This window comes from Pseudomonas sp. B21-031 (assembly GCF_024748985.1).
In the GTDB taxonomy this organism is placed as follows: domain Bacteria; phylum Pseudomonadota; class Gammaproteobacteria; order Pseudomonadales; family Pseudomonadaceae; genus Aquipseudomonas; species Aquipseudomonas kermanshahensis.
In genome coordinates this window covers 3,101,830-3,118,637 of the sequence record NZ_CP087181.1, presented here as the reverse complement: position 1 = coordinate 3,118,637, position 16,808 = coordinate 3,101,830, and the positions used below count along the sequence as shown (strand labels likewise).

Below are 16,808 nucleotides of genomic sequence, written 5' to 3'. Positions count from 1 at the left end.
GATGGTGCAATGTGGGGGCGGTCGAGTGACTGATTGTTAACACTTCATCGAGATAGGTCTGGGGATCATGGGGAAGCTTACGTTGTGTACTCCGCAGTTGGGTCGTAGGGGTTTTCTCCAGAGCTGTGTCCTGCTGGGTGTTGGCGGCGCGGTGTTTGGGGTGGCCGCAGACGTTGCACGCAAACCCGTCGAAAAAACCGGGTTCGTGGTGATCAACGGCTGGGTGTTGCCTTCTCAGTACTTCCGGAACGAGCCAGCATGATCAAGGACTTTCAGCAGCAGAAAACGCTGCGTGACGACTATGATTTTTGCATCATCGGGGCCGGCCCCGCTGGCATTACCCTGGGCCTGCGGCTGGCAGCTGCGGGTTGGAACGTGCTGCTGGCCGAGGGCGGTGGGCGTGAGTATTCGCCGCACTCGCAAGGGCTGTACACGTGCGCCTCGACGGGGCTCGAACTGTACGCCGAGGAAACACGCCTGCGTTACCTGGGCGGCACGTCCAACCACTGGGCAGGGCGCTGCCGGCCGTTCACCCCTTCAGACTTCGCGGTGGCGCCGCCCGGCGACTTGCCCGGCTGGCCGATCCCCTACTCGGAGATCGAGGGCTACCTGGCTGCTGCCATGGACATCGTCGATTTGCCGCCAGGCTCTGAGTTTCACGCGATGAACACCGGGCTTGCGGGAGATGACTTCGAACCCGACCGCTTCCTGCTGAGCCCCCCAACGCGCTTTGCGCAGAAGTACGCGACTGCACTGAACGAAACCCACGGGCTGGATGTGTTCATCAATTGCAACTGCGTCGACCTGGAGTTCGACAAAGCGTCGGGCCATGTGGTGGCTGCGGTAGTGTCCGATTACGAACGTCATCGTCAGCGCGTGGTGGCCAGAAACTTCATCCTGGCGACGGGCGCCATCGAGAATGCCCGGCAGTTATTGAACAGTGAATCCCTGCTGGCCGCGGGTGTCGTCAGCAAGGAAGGGCTGACTGGGTGTTGCTTCATGGAGCACCTGAACATCGACATGGGCACGTTCATCCTGAAGTCGGACCAGGACACCCAGATGCGTCAGTACTACACCACCGACGCCTTTGTTGAGGAATACCAGGCCGGTAAAGGCAATATCACTGCGGCACTGCTCTCGGACGTGCAGACGTATGGCCGCACGGCTGAGGTCAAACACTTTCTGGAAAACCTTGCCTGTGACATGGGCGTTGCCGACAAGATCGCCTTGGTCGCCAAGTTCAGTTGCCCGGGCGACGGTGTGATCGGCACCATGATCGAGCAGTTTCCCAACCGGCAAAGCCGCATCTCATTGCTGAATGAGAAAGACGAGCTGGGGGTGGCCAAGGTCAACGTGCATTGGGCACTGAGCGAAAGTGACAGGCACACCATCAAGTGCATCGGTACCGAACTGGCCAAACAATTTGCCGACATGGACTTGGGCTTCGTCAAGCTCAACGACTTCGTCTACGACACATCAGTGCCGCTGAAGATGGCGCCACATGCCCATCACATGGGCACCACACGCATGGCTGCGTCGCCTGAGTTCGGTGTGGTCGACGCCAATTGCAAAGTGTTCGGCACCCAGAATCTCTACGTGGCGGGAAGCAGTATCTTTGCCAAGGGCGGCGCCTCCAACCCGACCATGCCGTTGTTGCAGTTTGCCGTCAGGCTGGCGGACCACCTCAATGAAAAGTTGAAATCGGCTACGGGTGCCGCGGTGTAACGCACGTTGTAAATGGGTTGAGTGCGAGGCGGTCAGCACCAAGAAGAATGAGACCGAAGTCGCCTCAGGGACAGTTCAGAATCGCTTTAATTGCGAGGCTCGCAGAATGAATGGATGGATACGGAGTGCACTGACGCGTTATGTCAACTCGACCGGGCGGGGAAGCTCGACGTACAAGAAATTGTGCAATCCAACGGGGCGAGAGTGGGGGAGCTATTTAACCCGTTGGGGTAAGTTTCATTCGGTAGGGGCCAACTTTCATATGAACCCAGGGTGCAACGTGACCGACCCTGCGCTGGTGCGCATTGGTAACAACGTCGGCCTGTCGGATTGCACACTGATCGGCCACGACGGCGTGGTGGCATTGATCGAGCTCTGCTACGGGAAGCACCTCGATTCGGTCGGCTATATCGACATCAAGGACAACTGCTTCATCGGCCATGGCGCGATTGTGATGCCCCGCGTGACCATCGGGCCCGATGCGATCGTCGCTGCCGGTGCGGTGGTCACCAAGGACGTGTTGCCAGGCACTGTAGTGGGTGGCAACCCGGCCAAATTCATCTGTACCACCGAAGCCCTGATCAAGAGGGTGGAGGAGCGCTGCGAAAGCTACCCGTGGATAGAGCTGGTCAAACAGCGCAAAGGTGCCTTTGACCCGGCCGTGGAGCCTGCCCTTGCCGCGCAACGACGGCAGTACTTCTTCGGGGACGGTAGCAATGGATAGAAAACCCGTCGATGTGATGGTGGTCAATTTCAATACTGCGTCTTTGCTGCAGCCCATGTTCGATGCGCTGCGCCAGGCCGACAGCGAAAAGCTTGCCAGTTACCTGGTCGTCGACAATGCCTCGGTCGATGATTCTGTGGAACGCATGGCCAAGGTGTGCCCCGAGGCGCTGTTGCTGAGCAACAAGAAGAACGTCGGTTTCGGGCGCGCCAACAACCAACTGCTGGCGCACTTGAAGGGCAAGTACGCACTGCTGCTGAACACCGATGCCTTCGTGGCGGCCGATTCACTGGCCAAGACCCTCGAGTACATGGACAACCACCCCGAGTGCGGCGTGCTGGGCGTGCGCCTGGAGGGGCGCGATGGCGACCTGCAACCCAGCTGCCGCTACTTTCCGACACCCCTGAACGTGTTTGTCGGCCGCACCGGGCTGGGCCGTTTCTTCCCGGGGTTGAAAATGGTCGATGAGATGACCTGGGACCATGGCTCGGTACGTGAATGCGATTGGCTGCCCGGTTGTTTCTACCTGGTGCGTCGCGAAGTGCTTGACCAGGTAGGCCTGTTCGATCCGCGCTACTTTCTCTATTACGAAGAGGTTGACCATTGCAAGCGGGTCAAGGAAGCGGGCTGGAAGGTGGTCTTCTATCCCCATACCACGGTGGTGCATATCGGCGGCGAAAGCTCCAAGTCGGTCAGCGAACTGGAAGCGGCCAGCCGGCAGATTTCCAGCTACCAGATCGAAAGCGAACTGCTGTACTTTCGCAAGCATCACGGTGTTGCCGGGCTGGCGCTGCACATGCTGTTGGTGTGTGTGGGTGACCTGGTACTGGCACTCAAGGCACTGCTGAAGGGGCGAGGCCGCGCGGCGATCCGGGCGTGCTGGCGGCACTGCCAAACTACGTGGTCGCTGTTGTTCAAGACACGGTTCGCAAGCCAACCCACACGGTAGGTGACGTCATGTTCGAGAATATCCGCGCCGACTTGCGTGCACACGGTGGTGATTGGGGCGCCCAGGGGTTCTGGGTATTGCTGGTGTATCGCTTCGGGCGCTGGCGCTATAGCGTGCGCCCGGCTCTGCTGCGCAAACTGTTCTCCATCCTCTACAAGATCCTGTTCAAGTTCGTGCAGATCATCACGGGTGTTGAATTGCCCTGCGAGGTCGTGATCGGCCGCAACTTCGTCATCGACCATTTCGGCGGCATCGTAATCAGCGGTTATGCCCGTTTTGGCGATGACTGCCGGATCCGCAACGGGGTGGTGGTGGGGCTGAAGAATGTCAGCGAGCCGATTGCGCCGGTGTTCGGCAATAACGTCGATATTGGCACTGGGGCCAAGGTGCTGGGCAACATCCGCATCGGCAACAACGTGGTCATCGGCGCCAACGCCGTGGTCTTGGTGGATGTGCCAGACAACGCGTTGGCGGTCGGCGTACCTGCGACCATCAAGCTGCGCAACCCCACCGAAGCGGCGCAGTGCACGGTCGAGTGAGGCCCATGGACACAGGTATTGGCGTTGTAGTGATTGGGCGCAACGAGGGGCTACGCCTGGAGCGCTGCCTGCGCTCGTTGGCGCACGGTGCGGACCGGGTGGTGTACGTGGATTCAGGCTCCACCGACGGTTCCGTGCAGATGGCACAGGCCCAAGGGGTGGAAGTGCTGGCGCTCGACATGAGCCGCCCGTTTACCGCAGCCCGGGCCCGAAACGAGGGCTTCACCCGCTTGCAACGCCTGTTGCCGTCGATGCGCTACGTGCAGTTTGTCGACGGCGATTGCGAGGTGGATGCGGCATGGCTGGGCAACGCCCAGGCCTTTCTTGACGCACGCCCAGACGTAGCGGTGGTGTGCGGGCGGCGCCGTGAACGGTTCCCGCAACGCTCGGTGTACAACCTGCTGTGTGACTTGGAGTGGGACACGCCCATCGGTGAAGCCAAGGCATGTGGGGGGGATGCGTTGATGCGCGTCGACGCCTTCACACAGGTGAGCGGCTTTCGCCCGGACCTGATCGCCGGCGAAGAACCGGAGCTGTGCGTCCGCTTGCGCGCCAAGGGGTGGAAAATCTGGCGCCTGGCCGCTGAGATGACCTTGCACGATGCTGCCATGACGCGTTTCAGCCAGTGGTGGCGGCGCAGCTTGCGCGCCGGCCATGCTTATGCCGAAGGTGCCTTTTTGCACGGGCGAGCGCCAGAGCACCATTGGTTGCGAGAGTCCCGCCGCGCCTGGCTCTGGGGCTTGGGCATCCCCCTGGCAATCGTGTTTGCCAGTGGCCTGCTGGGTGTGTGGGCGCTGCTGCTGTTGCTGATCTACCCGCTGCAAGTGGTGCGCCTGGCGCGTCGCGCTGGCAAGCCGACACGCGAGCGCTGGCTACAGGCGGTGTTTTTGGTGCTCGGCAAATTCCCTGAAATGCTTGGGCAGGTAAAGTTCCTGATGAACAGGTTCTCTGCCGGCAAAGCCGTGCTGATCGAGTACAAATGAGATTCCTATGATTGCCAGATCGATAGTGAAAAGTGTGCTCACCCTGCAGCCCGGCTACTCGCTGCGGGCCTTGAACAACAAGGTCAAGCTGACGCGGCAGATCACCCGCGAGTGGCCCGCGCTGAAGGCCTTCATGCAGCGCATGTCGACGGCGCTGGGTGATGACCGGTTTGCAAGGCTTGGGGTCGATTGCATTGGCGTCGTGCAGTGGCCCTACATCAGCAAGGGCTGGGAGGCGCAGGAGCGGCTCGGTGTGGTGGCGTCGCACTTTGAGGTAGTTGCCCGGCAGTTTCCCACGTTGCTGCTGCTCGGTCGCGACGAGCGCCTGACCCTGTGCGACCTGTCGGCCTATTCGAAGGGCTGCGCCCTGGTGCTGGACCGGCCGATCTGGTTCAAGCGCGAAGGGGAGCTGGTGCTGAACCTGTTCCAAGGGGATTTGCGCGTGGCTTCGCTGGCGTTCAGCCTATGCCGCCAGCACGGTGAGCTGTGCGTGTTCATTGGCGCCGTGCAGGGCATTCACAAAGGCATCGACAGCGAAACTTCGCTGAACATCTACCGTGACCTGACCAAGGACTTCGAGGGCCTGCGCCCGCGCAGCTTCCTGCTGGAGGCCTTCAAGTGCATCGCCAGAACGCTGGGGGTGGTGCGCATCTACGCAGTTGGCGATGCGCACCGGCATCATCGCCATCCTTACTTCGGCGCTGACAAGGCGCACGACCTGGCCGCCCACTATGATGCCATCTGGCTGGAAAATGGCGCCACGGCTTCGGAGCGCGACGACTTCTTCAGCTTGCCGCTGGCCGCTGCCAAGCGCGCCGCAGACGACATCGCCCCGAAGAAACGTGCGATGTACCGCCGGCGGCATGCCTTGCTGGATGAGGTATTCGCGCGCGTTGAAGCGGCTTTATCAGGCAGCGAGCCCGTCCATGGGCTACAAGGGATGAAGGGGGATGTGCTTGAACGTGCATCGGCAGGGAGCCCGCCGCCGGCGATCGACAGCCTGAAGTAACGGGTTGCAGTTGGTAAGGCTCATTACGCAGGCATTGATCTGGATTTATATGCGCATTGCTTACTTCATCAATCAGTACCCGAAAGTCAGCCATAGCTTCATTCGACGCGAAATTCTGGCGTTGGAGCGCCAGGGCATGGAGATCCAGCGCATTGCCTTGCGGGGTTGGGATGCCGAACTGCAGGATGACGAGGACATCGCCGAGCGGGGCAAGACCCGCTACGTGTTGCAGCACGGCCTGAAGGGGTTGTTGGCGCCCACGCTGCAGGTGCTGCGTGCCGAGCCACGACGCTTTTTCGCCACCCTGTGGCTGGCCCTGCGCTTGGGCCAGCGGGCGGACCGCGCCTGGCCCTATCACTTGGTGTACCTGGCCGAGGCTTGTCAGGTGCTGGTCTGGTTGCAGGCCTTTGGCGCGAAGCATGTTCATGCGCATTTTGGCACCAACTCCACCGAGGTGGTGATGCTGGCCCATGCCCTCGGCGGGCCTGCCTACAGCTTTACCGTGCACGGGCCGGAAGAATTCGACAAACCACAGTTTCTGCACGTGGGCGAAAAAGTCCGGCGCGCCGCGTTTGTGGCGGCGGTCAGCTCGTATGGGCGCAGCCAGTTGTTCCGTTGGGTGGCGCACGAGCACTGGGAGAAGGTGAAGGTCGTGCATTGCGGCCTGGAGCGCGACTTCCACGCGGTTGCCGCCGTTGCCGCACCCTCGGCGCCACGCTTGGTCTGCGTCGGGCGCCTGTGTGAGCAGAAGGGCCAGCTGTTGCTGATCGAGGCAGCCCGCCTGCTGGCCACTCAAGCCATTGCATTCGAGCTGGTGCTGGCGGGTGATGGCGAAATGCGTCAGCAGATCGAAGCCCTGGTCGCCCAGCATGATTTGCAGGCGCAGGTACGCATCACCGGCTGGATCAGCAGCGCTCAGGTGCGGGAAGAAATCCTCGCTGCCCGTGCGTTGGTGCTGCCGAGTTTCGCCGAAGGCCTGCCGGTGGTGATCATGGAGGCCATGGCATTGCGCCGGCCGGTGCTGACCACCTATGTGGCAGGCATCCCAGAGTTGGTGCGCCAGGGCGAAAACGGCTGGTTGTTCCCCGCCGGCACGGTGGAAGAGCTGGCTGCAGCAATGGCCGACTGCCTGTCGCAACCGGCCGAGGTGTTGCAGCGCATGGGTGAAGCCGCTTACGAGCGGGTGCTGCAACGCCACGACATCGACACCGAGGCCACCAAGCTGGCCCGCTACTTCAAGGCATCCGCATGATCAGCATGGTGACGTGGTTACTGAGCCTGGTGGCGTTTTGCATCTTCGTGCCCGCGCTGGTGTTGTTTGCGCAGGTATTGCTGGCTTGCCTGCCGGTGCGATCACGACCAGGGGCGGATGGTAGGCGCCCGCGCGTGGCGGTGCTGGTGCCCGCGCACAACGAGGCCTTGATCATTCGGTCGACCTTGGCCAGTGTCGCCCCGCAATTGCTGGCGCATGACCGCTTGCTGGTGGTAGCGGACAACTGCACCGACGACACCGCGCAGTTGGCACGCAGCGCGGGCGCTGAGGTGGTGGAGCGCGACAACGACCTGTTGCGCGGCAAGGGGTATGCGCTGGACTTCGGTGTACGGCATCTGGCGCAGCGTCCACCCGAGGTGGTCATTATCGTCGATGCCGACTGCCAGGTAGGCGAGGGCGCCATTGACCTGCTGGCACGCCGCTGCCTCGAAGCCTCACGGCCGGTGCAGGCGCTGTACCTGATGCGCGCACCCGTCGGCGCGGGCCTGAAAGTGCAAATCGCTGAATTTGCCTGGCGGGTCAAGAACCTCGTTCGCCCGCGTGGTTGGGCACGCCTTGGCTTGCCCTGCCAGCTGATGGGCGCGGGTATGGCCTTCAGCTGGCGCGACCTGGCTACGGTCGACTTGGCCAATGGACACCTGGTGGAAGACTTGAAGCTGGGCCTGGACTTTTGCCGAATCGGTAAACCGCCGCTGTTTTGCCCTGCCGCGCAGATCACCAGCCAGTTTCCGCTCAGCCAGGAAGGCTTGAGCAGCCAGCGCACCCGCTGGGAGCATGGCCACCTGGGGGTGATCCTGGCTGAGGTGCCCAAGCTGCTGGTGAGCGCGGTCACTCGGCGTAACGCGCCCTTGCTGGCCATGACTCTGGACCTGCTGGTGCCGCCGTTGGCGTTGCTGGTCATGGCCCTGGTAGGGGTTGCAAGTGTTGCCTGGCTGGCCGCGCTGCTGTTCGGTATCACTGCACCTGCATGGGTCGTCACGGGTGCCCTGGTCATGCTGGGTGTTGCAGTTCTGCTGGCGTGGGGCCGGTTTTCTCGCGAACTGATCCCCTTTTCGGTCTTGCTTTACGCCCCGTTCTACGCCGCGAGGAAGATTCCCCTGTACCTGGGGTTCTTGATCAAGCGACAGGTGGAGTGGGTGCGCTCGAAACGGGATGACAGCTAATGGGCGAATGGCAAAACAGCTGGAAAACGATTATCGGCAAACTTCAGACCATCAGTGACCCTGCGCACGAGCAGCGCTTGCTTAAGGCCCTGTGCCAACCTGAGGCGCCCACGGTAGTGGGCTTCGTCAACGCCCACGCCATGAACCTGGTCGCGGGCAACGCCGATTACTGCCAATCGCTGGCCTCGGCCGATGTTTTGTTACGCGATGGTGCCGGCATGGCAATCCTGTATCGCCGCCTGGGCCTGGCCCCTGGGCTGAACATGAATGGCACGGATTTGATCCCCAAACTGCTGGCGGCCTTCAAGGGGCGACGGGTGGCATTCTGGGGCACTGAGGAGCCGTTCTTGAGCCGGGCCGTAGCGTGCAGCGAGGCGCGGTTTGGGGTGTTGCCGGTGTCTGTTCACGACGGGTTTGCTGAAATGGCCACCTACCTGGAGCTTGCGCGGGCAACGCAGCCAGAGCTGATCGTGCTGGGCATGGGGATGCCCAAGCAAGAGGCGGTTGCCGCACGCCTGGCTGCCAGTGGGGGACCGTGCCTGATCGTGTGTGGCGGGGCGATTCTGGATTTTCTCGGCGGCAAGGTCAGCCGGGCACCGCAATGGCTACGGCGATTGGGCGGGGAGTGGGTCTACCGCTTGCTGAGAGAGCCCAGGCGCTTGTTCATGCGCTATGTGGTCGGCAATCCGCTGTTCCTCTTACGCACCCTGATGTGCACCAAGGCGATGTCGCTCGAGGCCCGAAACACCCCAAGGCGCATCTGATGATTCTGCCAACTGAATCGTCTGAAACGGCCAAAAGCCATGGCAGGGGTGATTCCGCCCGCCGCGTGGGCGGGCGACTGCTACAGTGATAGCAAGCGCCCAGGGGGGCGGCGAAGACCATTCAGTGTACAGGATTATATTTTAAAGGCTGGTATTGATTGACTGAATAAGCTGCCGGGCATTTGCTACGCGCTAATTAATGAGGTCTGAAATGGTTCTCGAACCCAGAAGCAGTCGTTCCTTACTTCAACGAAGAAGCAGCGTAAGTAACGCCATTCAGGCCGGCCTTGATGGGATTGCAGTCACCGGTGTCGCCTGGTACTTGATCTACGATCAGTTTGGTCACATTACCTCGGATTATGTGATCATGCTGCTCTTGTTGATTGGGGCGCTGGCGGTTATCTATGACCATTACGCGATCTACCGGACCAACGTTGGCTTGTCCATCAAGGCGTTCAGGTTATTCAAGGCCTGGTCAGCAACGTTTTGTTTTTTGGTGGTCATGGCGTTTTTGACCAAACAGAGCGAAACCTATTCGCGGTTGTTGGTGGTGCAGTTGTTTGTCATTGGTTATGTGGTGCAGTTGTTCTTGCACTTTGCGGTGCGTGAACTGCAAAAACGGTTTACGGCGCACGCCCGGCTGGACAACGCACTTATTATTGGCGCGGGCGACCTGGCCAACTTCCTGCACCAGAAGATCAGCAACAACCCGTGGTTCGGGGAGCGTGTGCTGGGGTGTGTGTTGATAGACGATGTGGCTGAACAGGGCGCGGCTGATGCAAAGCAACGCCTGCCTGTGCTGGGCCACGTCGCTGACCTTGACGAGATCGTTGCCAAACATGCCATTCGCACGGTGTACCTGGTGACGCCACTAGGGGGGTCGGCGGTCATTAACGAAGTGTATTTGAAGTTGCTCGACAAGTGCATTGCAGTGAACTGGGTGCCGGATATTTTCTCGCTGCGTTTGATCAACCACAGCGTCCGCGAAATTGCCGGTATCCCGGTATTGACGTTGTCAGAAACGCCGTTGACCGGCATGAGCCTGTTCCTTAAAAACCTCGAAGATCGCGTGCTGGCAGCACTGATATTGCTGTGTGCATCGCCGGTGCTGTTGGCAGTGGCCATTGCAATCAAACTAGACAGTCGCGGCCCGGTATTTTTCAGGCAAGAACGCATGGGCTGGACCGGTGAATCGTTCCGGATCTGGAAGTTCCGCAGCATGCATGTTCATCAACCGGAAAACGGTGTGGTCAAACAAGCCCAGAAGAACGACCCGCGGCTGACCCGCGTAGGGGCTTTTATTCGCAAGACCAGCCTGGATGAACTGCCGCAGTTGTTCAATGTATTGACCGGCGAAATGTCGTTAGTGGGGCCGCGCCCGCATGCACTTCAGCACGACACGCTGTATTCGCAGGATATTGTCGACTACTTCGCGCGACACAACATCAAGCCCGGCATGACAGGCCTGGCACAGGTCAGGGGCTTTCGGGGTGAGACCAAGGACATCGAGCAGATGATCCAACGGATCGACTCGGACATCGAGTACATCAACAACTGGTCCTTGTGGCTCGATTTCGTCATTTTGGTGCGCACGCTCAATGCCTTTACCGGCAAGCAGGCCTATTAGCCGGGGCCGACCAGCGGCCCCGTGGCAGGCACTCAACCCAGCGGGTGCAATTCTCTGAACCCACGGGCTTCTTCCACCAGCCAGTCATGCACCGCGCGGGCACCGGGCTGGGTCAGCCCGCCTGGTGGGTAATGCACCACGTAGCGCTTGTGGTTGGCGATCGCCACACCGAACGGCACGATCAGCGCCCCCCGTTCCAGTTCATCGTTGAGCAAGGTCCGCCGCGCGATTGCTACGCCAACCCCGGCAATCGCCGCTTCGATGGTCAGGTGGTTGCGGTTGAAGGTGTGGCCCCTGCGCACGTCCAGGCCACCTGCGCCAATGCCTTCCAGGTAGAACTCCCATTCAGCGTATTCCGAGGCCCCCCGCCAGGCGGTGATGTCGTGCAGCAGCGGGTAATGCGCCAGGTCAGCCGGCCCGTGCAGCGGCGGGCGTCCGCGCAGCAGGGTGGGGGAACACACGGGAAAGATCTGCTCGTCCAGCAATGGCGTCGACAACATGCCAGGGTAACTGCCGTCGTTCAGGTCGATGGCCAGGTCGAAGTCGCCCGGGTGCAAGGCTTGCGCACTGTCTTCGGCCACCAGCCGCAACTCGATGTCCGGATACCGCTGCTGAAAGCGCGGCAGGCGCGGGGTCAACCATTTGGCCAGGAAGGAGGGGATTGAGCGCAGGCGCAGGGTGCCGCGGATCTCGCCGGCGTCCAGGCGCAGCAGCTCGGCCTCGATGCTGCCATAGGCTTCTGAAACCGTCTGCGCCAAGCGTTGGCCTTCGGCGCTCAGCTCTACCCCACGGGCACGGCGCAGGAACAGTCGATAGCCCAGCCGTTCCTCCAGCTGCCGCATCTGCTGGCTGACGGCGCCAGGAGTGATGTGCAGTTCTTCGGCGCTGCGGGTAAATGACAAATGCCGGGCTGCACAGGAGAATACATGCAGCCAGACGAACATCTGGCCATTGAGTTGTCGTCGCATCGTTTAGTACCACTAAAGCCTTGCTTAGGAAGTTTCGTTGGTCATCTTCGCGGGAGCAGGTCAGTATCGCTCAAGTTCGCAGTAGTGTTCAATTTCCCCAGAGAACCGCGCATTGGCGATTCTGCCCAACGCGGTCAGGCATTAGTATGGCTATCAGTGTTTTCGACCTCTTCAAAATCGGCATCGGCCCTTCCAGCTCTCACACCGTAGGCCCGATGCGCGCAGCTGCAACCTTTGCCCAGGCCCTGCGTGAGCGTGGCTTGCTGGCTCAGGTCAGCCGTGTCGAAGTGCGTTTGTATGGCTCGCTCTCTGCAACGGGGGTCGGCCACGCCACTGACCGTGCCTGCCTGCTTGGCCTGATGGGGCAGTGGCCAGACCGGATCGACCCGGCCACGATCGAACCACGCATCGGCCAGGTGATGCAGGAGCAATGCCTGATGCTTGATGGCAGCCATCCCCTGGCGTTCAATTACGCCCGCGACATGCTGCTGCTTGAGCAAAGCCTGCCGTATCACCCAAACGCCATGAGCCTGGAAGCACTGGACGAGCAGGGCAGCCTGTTCAGCCAAACCTACTATTCGGTGGGCGGTGGTTTCATCGTCGAGCAGCAAGAAATCGATGCCCCCCAAGGCGAGGCGAATGCGGTCGAACAGCCGTATCCGTTTGCCAGTGCGGCTGAGCTGTTGGCGCTGTGCAAGGCGCACGGAATGGGCGTGGCGCAGCTGATGATGGCCAACGAATGCGTTTGGCGCCCGGAAGCCGAGGTACGCGAAGGCTTGATGCGCATCTGGGCGGCGATGCGTGAATGCGTCGACAATGGCCTGCGCAATGAGGGCATCCTGCCGGGCGGGCTCAAGGTCAAGCGCCGGGCTGCACGTTTGCACCGTAGCCTGCAGGAGTTGGGCAAACCGAACGTGATTGGCTCGACCCTGAGCGCCATGGAATGGGTCAACCTGTTTGCCCTGGCGGTCAACGAAGAAAACGCCGCTGGCGGGCGCATGGTGACGGCGCCCACCAACGGTGCGGCGGGGATCATCCCGGCTGTGCTGCACTACTACATGAAGTTCAACCCGGATGCCTGCGACGATGATGTGGTGAGGTTCCTGCTGGCGGCGGCCGCAGTCGGCATCCTGTGCAAGACCAACGCGTCGATCTCTGGTGCCGAAGTGGGTTGCCAGGGCGAAGTGGGCTCGGCCTGCTCGATGGCTGCCGCTGGCCTGGCCGAAGTGCTCGGCGCCACGCCGCCGCAACTGGAAAATGCCGCGGAAATTGCCCTGGAGCACAACCTGGGGCTGACTTGCGATCCGGTGGGTGGCCTGGTGCAGGTGCCGTGCATCGAGCGCAATGCGATTGCCGCGGTCAAGGCGATTAACGCCGTGCAAATGGCCCTGCGCGGTGATGGCGAGCATTTCATCTCGCTCGATCAGGTTATCCGCACCCTGCGCGACACCGGTGCGGACATGCATTCCAACTATAAGGAAACCTCGCGCGGCGGCCTGGCCGTCGCCTTTGTCGAGTGCTGATTCGCAGCCCTAGGTTTACTCAGGGGGCCGTTGCCTTACCCGATCAAGGGCATTGACACGCTACCCGGTAGGAGCAGCCTTGTGCTGCGAAGAGGCCAGTGAACACATCATCAATCTTCGCTGCTATTACTGGCCTCTTCGCAGCACAAGGCTGCTCCTACACGGTCAACGGCTCTTCTGTTTCAGCGTCAGAAAGCTCGCGCGCATGTCCTTGGCCCAGCCGTCGAGCACTGGCTTGACGTCATTCAGGGTGAGTTTCTGGGTGTCGTTCTCCAGCTCCTTGCCAGCGCCCTTGCGCACCACCTGAGCGAGCACTTTCTGACTGGCACCGTCCAGGAAGGCCGCCTCTACGCCAACATCTACTTCCTGGTCACGGCCGCCCATGGCGGTATTGACACCCGCCGAGATCAGCGCAATCGGGATTACCTCATAAGGCTTTAGGCCTTCGTTGCTGGTAGACACCGCGGTGATCGCCGGGCGTACCACGATGGTGCCTGGGCCGGGGGCCTTGGCCAGGGTCAGCACGCTGCCCAGTTCTCGTCGCATGGCTTCGTTGAAGTAACGAGTGATCTCCTGCAGCGTCTGCGCCGAAATGACCGCTGTCGGTTGCGGCTTGGGGTAGAACTGGCTGGGCTCGATGAACACCTGGGTGTATTGATTGACGTTGACCTTGGGGTCGATCCAGCGCATTACCGGCGCGCCGGATGGGCTCTCAGCGGGCTGTAAGCGGCTGTAGTCCTTCAGGAAACCGGAGTAGTCACTGGGGTCCACGCGGTTGCTGGAGCAGGCGGATACGGCAAGCAAGGCTGCGCACAACAAGGTGATGCGGGGCAATGATTTCATGATCGTGATGCATCCATGAGAGGTCGGCCAGAACAACGCTAGCAGGTGCAGGGCAGTTGGCCAGTGGGCAGTGTATTTCTTGGCGGTGTAGGCGGTAGGCTGCGATGGGTACGGCGGTGGATTTTTAGCGCCTTTGAGATCGAGCGCCGCCCGTGCGGCGCTCGATCTCAAAGGCGCAACAACCTTCGAGTCGAGCGCTACCCCAGCACCTCGCGCAACCGGTACCACAACATCCCCAACGCCAGCAGCGGTGAGCGCAATGCCTTGCCGCCCGGGAAGGTCAGGTGGGGTACCGCACTGAACACGTCCAATCCTTGGCTGTGGCCCACGGCAATGCCCTCGGCCAGCAGCTTGGCTGTCCAGTGGGTCACGTTCAGCCCGTGTCCTGAATAGCCTTGGGCGTAGTAAACGTTAGGGTGCTGGCGCAGCCGCCCGACCTGCGGGAAGCGGTTGGCCGTGATGCCGATCATGCCGCCCCATTGGTAGTCGATGCGTACTTCGGCCAACTGCGGGAACACCTTGAGCACTTTCGGCCGCATGTACGCGGCGATGTCCTTGGGGTCGCGCCCGGAATAGTGGCAGGCACCGCCGAACAGCAAACGACGGTCGGCAGTGAGGCGGTAGTAGTCCAGGCCGACCTTCTGGTCGCAAAGCGCCATGTTTTGGGGGATCAGGCTATTGGCGAGCGCCTCGGGCAGTGGCTGGGTGGCCACCACGTAACTGCCGGCCGGCAGCACCTTGCCGCTCAGGCGCGGCTCCAGTTCATCGAGGTGCGCGTTGCAGCCAAGCACCAGGCTCTGTGCCCTGACCTTGCCGTGGGCGGTATGCAGGGTCACGGTGGGGCCATGCTCGATGCGCAGCACCGGGCTCTGCTCGAAAATGCGCACGCCAAGGTCAGCGGCCGCACGTGCTTCGCCCTGTACCAGGTCCAGTGGGTGCAGGTGGCCCGAGCCCATGTCCACCAGGCCGCCGGCGTACTGGTCGCTGGCGACGATCTGGTGCATGTGCGCGGCGCTGACCAGGCGGGTTTCGTGGCGATAACCCAGCGCGGCCAGGTCCTCCTGTTCCGCCTTGAAGGCGGCAAACTGGGCGGGTGTATTGGCCAGTTCGCAGAAGCCCCACCGCAGGTCGCAAGCAATGCCGTATTGCTCGATGCGCCTGGCCACCAACGCCACCGAATCGATACCGGCCTGTTGCAGGTAGCGTACGCCGTCCTGGCCGACATAGCGGGCAAAACCACTGACGTCATGGCCGATACCGCGGATCAGTTGGCCGCCATTGCGCCCACTGGCACCCCAGCCGATGCGCCTGGCCTCCAGCACAATCACCGAAAGGCCGCGCTCGGCAAGCTCCAGTGCGGTATTGACCCCGGTCAGGCCACCGCCGACCACGCAAACATCGGCGCTCAGTTCGCCGTCCAGGCTGGGGTAGGGTGCCGCGTCGCGTGCCGTGGCGGCGTAGTACGAAGCGGTGTGCAGGGTATCGAAAGGCATGGTGCGTTCTCGGCTCAACGGTTGGACTTGATCTTGCTCCAGGAGCGGGTCATCACGCGCATGATCTTGGGGCTTGGCGTGCTAGAGATGTACAGCTTGTCCAGCACTTGCTGGGGTGGATAGACCTCGGGGTTGTTCACCAGGGACGCATCCATGTAGGCCTGGGCGTCGGGGTTGGCGTTGGCATAGCCGACCGTGGCACTGACGTTGGCGATTACTTGAGGTTCGAGCAGGTAGTTGATGAACGCCAGTGCCTGGTTCGGGTTGCTGGCGTCCTTGGGGATGGCCAGCAGGTCGAACCACAGGTTGCTGCCTTCCTTGGGAATGCTGTAGGCAACCTTGACGCCGTTCTTGGCTTCCACTGCGCGGTTGGCGGCCTGGAACACGTCGCCGGAGTAGCCGAAGGCCACGCAGACATCGCCGTTGGCCAGGTCCGAGACATATTTGGAAGAATGGAAGTAGGTGATGTAGGGCCGCAGTTCGAGCAGGCGGGCTTCAGCCTTGGCGTAGTCCTCGGGCTTTTCGCTGCGTGGGTCCATGCCCAGGTAGTTGAGAATGGCCGGGAACAGCTCGTCGGGCGAGTCCATGAAGGCCACGCCACACTGTTTGAGTTTTTTCAGGTTCTCGGGCTCGAACAGCACCGCCCACGAGTCGATGTGGTCCACGCCCAGCGCGGCCTTGACCTTGTCGACGTTGTAGCCGATGCCATTGGTGCCCCACAGGTAGGGCACGGCGTACTGGTTACCGGGGTCGTTCTGCTCAAGCTGTTTGAGCAGTTTGGGGTCCAGGTGCTTCCAGTTGGGTAACTTGCTGCGGTCCAGCGGCAAAAACGCACCGGCTTGGGCCTGGCGGGCGAGGAAGTGGTTCGAGGGCACGACCACATCGTAGCCAGTGCGGCCGGCCAGCAGCTTGCCCTCCAGGGTTTCGTTGGAATCGAACACGTCATAGACCACCTTGATCCCACTGCTGGCCTGGAAGTCGGCCAGTGTCGTGTCACCGATGTAGTCGGTCCAGTTGTACACGCTGACGGTCGGAGCGGCCTGGGCAGCTGCGCCGAACAGTAAGGTGAGTGCAGCGGGAACCAGGGATTGCAGATGACGCATGTCGACACCTCGTTGGTCTTGTTCTTGGGTTCGGTGTATCGGGGGCTGCGTTGCAGCCCTTTCGCGACGCAAGGCCGCCCCCACAGGAAAGCATGGCCTTGCGTCATCGCACGGGCAGTGCC

At 61.4% G+C, this 16,808-nt stretch carries 15 protein-coding genes; 11 read left to right on the top strand and 4 right to left on the bottom strand.

All coding sequences use genetic code 11. The annotated features are described in order from the left end of the window. The first annotated feature begins 258 nt into the window (after positions 1-258). The 10 genes from LOY53_RS13625 (at position 259) to LOY53_RS13580 (ending at position 10,756) form a co-directional block, all read left to right on the top strand. Complete coding sequence (locus LOY53_RS13625) at positions 259-1,725, top strand: FAD-dependent oxidoreductase (protein WP_258702786.1); 1,467 nt, start codon at positions 259-261, stop codon at positions 1,723-1,725. 106 nt (positions 1,726-1,831) lie between these two features. After that, the gene (locus tag LOY53_RS13620; RefSeq protein WP_258702785.1) at positions 1,832-2,449 is read left to right on the top strand and encodes a DapH/DapD/GlmU-related protein; all 618 of its coding nucleotides are present in this window, start codon (positions 1,832-1,834) and stop codon (positions 2,447-2,449) included. Then, positions 2,442-3,398, top strand: coding sequence for a glycosyltransferase family 2 protein (locus LOY53_RS13615; protein ID WP_099429445.1), 957 nt, complete (start codon positions 2,442-2,444; stop codon positions 3,396-3,398). The genes LOY53_RS13620 and LOY53_RS13615 overlap by 8 nt, the downstream gene beginning before the upstream one ends. 8 nt (positions 3,399-3,406) lie before the next feature. Further along, on the top strand, positions 3,407-3,937 hold the full coding sequence (locus LOY53_RS13610; protein ID WP_027596772.1) for a serine O-acetyltransferase: 531 nt from the start codon (positions 3,407-3,409) through the stop codon (positions 3,935-3,937). Between the two features lie 5 nt (positions 3,938-3,942). After that, positions 3,943-4,920 (top strand): glycosyltransferase family 2 protein, encoded by a 978-nt coding sequence (locus LOY53_RS13605; protein ID WP_258702784.1) that lies wholly within the window; start codon positions 3,943-3,945, stop codon positions 4,918-4,920. Positions 4,921-4,927: 7 nt separating this feature from the next. Further along, entirely contained in the window at positions 4,928-5,929 is a 1,002-nt protein-coding gene (locus LOY53_RS13600; RefSeq protein WP_258702783.1) for a VirK/YbjX family protein, read from the top strand. A 49-nt stretch (positions 5,930-5,978) separates the two neighbouring features. Continuing rightward, the gene (locus tag LOY53_RS13595) at positions 5,979-7,181 is read left to right on the top strand and encodes a glycosyltransferase family 4 protein (protein ID WP_258702782.1); all 1,203 of its coding nucleotides are present in this window, start codon (positions 5,979-5,981) and stop codon (positions 7,179-7,181) included. Beyond that, entirely contained in the window at positions 7,178-8,365 is a 1,188-nt protein-coding gene (locus LOY53_RS13590; protein WP_258702781.1) for a glycosyltransferase family 2 protein, read from the top strand. The genes LOY53_RS13595 and LOY53_RS13590 overlap by 4 nt, the downstream gene beginning before the upstream one ends. After that, on the top strand, positions 8,365-9,129 hold the full coding sequence (locus LOY53_RS13585; RefSeq protein WP_252824263.1) for a WecB/TagA/CpsF family glycosyltransferase: 765 nt from the start codon (positions 8,365-8,367) through the stop codon (positions 9,127-9,129). Before LOY53_RS13590 ends, LOY53_RS13585 begins: the two co-directional genes overlap by 1 nt. 211 nt (positions 9,130-9,340) lie before the next feature. Next, on the top strand, positions 9,341-10,756 hold the full coding sequence (locus LOY53_RS13580; RefSeq protein ID WP_258702780.1) for an undecaprenyl-phosphate glucose phosphotransferase: 1,416 nt from the start codon (positions 9,341-9,343) through the stop codon (positions 10,754-10,756). A 32-nt stretch (positions 10,757-10,788) separates the two neighbouring features. Here LOY53_RS13580 and LOY53_RS13575 read toward each other — a convergent pair whose 3' ends face one another. Continuing rightward, on the bottom strand, positions 10,789-11,724 hold the full coding sequence (locus LOY53_RS13575) for a LysR substrate-binding domain-containing protein (protein WP_252824259.1): 936 nt from the start codon (positions 11,722-11,724) through the stop codon (positions 10,789-10,791). Positions 11,725-11,870: 146 nt separating this feature from the next. Between LOY53_RS13575 and LOY53_RS13570 the strand changes: the two genes are divergently transcribed. After that, complete coding sequence (locus LOY53_RS13570; RefSeq protein WP_252824257.1) at positions 11,871-13,247, top strand: L-serine ammonia-lyase; 1,377 nt, start codon at positions 11,871-11,873, stop codon at positions 13,245-13,247. A 165-nt stretch (positions 13,248-13,412) separates the two neighbouring features. Here LOY53_RS13570 and LOY53_RS13565 read toward each other — a convergent pair whose 3' ends face one another. From LOY53_RS13565 to LOY53_RS13555, 3 genes are all read right to left on the bottom strand, one after another. Next, the gene (locus tag LOY53_RS13565) at positions 13,413-14,090 is read right to left on the bottom strand and encodes a DUF3313 domain-containing protein (RefSeq protein WP_027596781.1); all 678 of its coding nucleotides are present in this window, start codon (positions 14,088-14,090) and stop codon (positions 13,413-13,415) included. A 197-nt stretch (positions 14,091-14,287) separates the two neighbouring features. After that, positions 14,288-15,583, bottom strand: a complete 1,296-nt coding sequence (locus tag LOY53_RS13560) for an FAD-binding oxidoreductase (protein ID WP_258702779.1) — start codon at positions 15,581-15,583, stop codon at positions 14,288-14,290. Between the two features lie 14 nt (positions 15,584-15,597). Further along, positions 15,598-16,686 carry a polyamine ABC transporter substrate-binding protein gene (locus tag LOY53_RS13555; RefSeq protein ID WP_258702778.1) on the bottom strand — a complete coding sequence of 363 codons (1,089 nt, stop codon included), beginning with the start codon at positions 16,684-16,686 and terminating at the stop codon, positions 15,598-15,600. Positions 16,687-16,808: the final 122 nt, after the last annotated feature.